This window comes from Pseudoalteromonas sp. RB2-MNA-CIBAN-0110 (assembly GCF_040309305.1).
GTDB lineage: Bacteria > Pseudomonadota > Gammaproteobacteria > Enterobacterales > Alteromonadaceae > Pseudoalteromonas > Pseudoalteromonas arctica.
On the sequence record NZ_JBEOOQ010000261.1, the window covers coordinates 1 to 250 of the forward strand.

Below are 250 nucleotides of genomic sequence, written 5' to 3' on the forward strand. Positions count from 1 at the left end.
CAGATGATACGCAGGGCTAATTTTAAAAACTCGTAGTCTAAGTAAATTAACACCAGCTTTAATCGCTAATCGTTCGCACTCTGCTAGAGCAGCTGCCCCAATTCCCTTATTTTGAAATTTCTCACTAACCTGTATATCTCGGATATAACATCCTTCATTATCAAAGGCTAAACGAATTGCGCCAACGAGCGAAGTATTATAAAGAATATCCCAATTTTCTAAGTCTACAATTTGCTCTTGTATATTAGAT

At 36.4% G+C, this 250-nt stretch carries 1 protein-coding gene; it reads right to left on the bottom strand.

Annotated features, from left to right (window positions below; translation table 11 throughout):
• Positions 1–250, bottom strand: a 250-nt coding sequence (locus AAEY68_RS21415) for a GNAT family N-acetyltransferase (RefSeq protein WP_350586866.1), incomplete at both ends; no start/stop codon positions are given.